Annotated in this window: 1 protein-coding gene; it reads left to right on the top strand. The window is 67.9% G+C overall.

Translation table 11 applies throughout. The features are described from left to right. Positions 1-77: 77 nt before the first annotated feature. Positions 78-1,210, top strand: a protein-coding gene (locus C5N14_RS31455; protein WP_371685949.1) for an IS3 family transposase whose coding sequence is annotated in 2 segments (ribosomal slippage) — positions 78-345 and positions 345-1,210 — 1,134 coding nt in all. Because the reading frame shifts where the segments join, the coding sequence is not laid out codon by codon here. Positions 1,211-1,239 lie beyond the last annotated feature (29 nt).

Raw genomic sequence — 1,239 nt, 5'->3', positions numbered from 1 at the left:
TGACTGGGTCCCCGTGAAGTGGTCCACCTGTTGTGAGAGCCCGATGCCCCATGATGGGGCCGGGAGGAATCACCACGATGGGTACCCGACGACGGCACACGCCGGAGCAGATCATCCGCAAGCTGCGGGAGGGCGAGAAGCTGATCGGCCAGGGCAGTGCCTTGGCCGAGGTGTGTAAGCAACTGGAGATCTCCGAGGCGACCTGGCACCGGTGGATGGCGCAGTACGGAGGGATGAAGGCCGACGACGCCAAGCGCCTCAAGGACCTGGAACGGGAGAACGCCCGGCTGAAGAGGATCGTCGCCGATCAGCTCCTCGATATCGACATGCTCAAGGAGCTGAACCGGGGAAACTGGTGAGCCCGCAGCGCCGCCGCCGCGCCGTGACGGTGCTGCAGCAGCGCTTCGGGGTCGCGCAGCGGCGTGCGTGCCGGCTGGTCGGGCAGCACCGGTCGGCGCAACGCCGTCCGGCGTCGGCTCCTCGTGACGCTGATGAGGTGCTGCGGGCCAGGTTGCGGCAGATCTCCGCGCAGTATCCGCGGTGGGGATGGCGTAAAGCACATGCGATCGCCGCCCGCGAGGGCCTGGTCGTCAACCGGAAACGCACCCACCGGCTCTGGCTCGACGAAGGCCTCAAACGCCCACCCAGAGTGCGGAAGAAGCGCCGCGCCGGGCCGGGCCGCCATCAGCGGATGCGCGCGACGCGGCCGGATCAGATGTGGGCACTGGACTTCCAGGTCGACGTCACCGCCAACGGCCGGCAGGTCCGTTTCCTCAACATCATCGACGAGTACACCCGCGAAGCCCTGGCCACCCGGGCGGCCCGCTCGTTCACCGCCGACGCCACGGTCGCCGTCCTCGACGAGGTCAGCGCCCGGCTGGGCCGGCGGCCGGAGCACATCCGGATGGACAACGGCCCTGAGTTGACCGCCCACGCCCTGACCGACTGGTGCCGCTACAGCGGCGTCGACCCGGCCTACATCGACCCCGGGTCACCGTGGCAGAACGGGGTCTGTGAATCGTTCAACGGCCGTTTCCGCGACGAGTTCCTCGCCTGCGAGCAGTTCGATACCCTCCTCGAGGTTCAGGTACTGGCCGAAGACTGGCGCATCGAGTACAACACCTACAGACCCCACGGCTCGCTGGACTGGCTCACCCCCGACGCCTACCGGCAGCAGTGGATCATCAACCGGCAACCAACGCTCTCATAGCCGGTGGACCACCAAACGGGGCCCAGTCA

This window comes from Micromonospora sp. MW-13 (genome assembly GCF_003434305.1).
Classification (GTDB): Bacteria; Actinomycetota; Actinomycetes; order Mycobacteriales; family Micromonosporaceae; genus Micromonospora.
The sequence above is the reverse complement of the archived record's forward strand: the minus strand, read 5'-3'. Positions and strand labels throughout refer to the sequence as shown.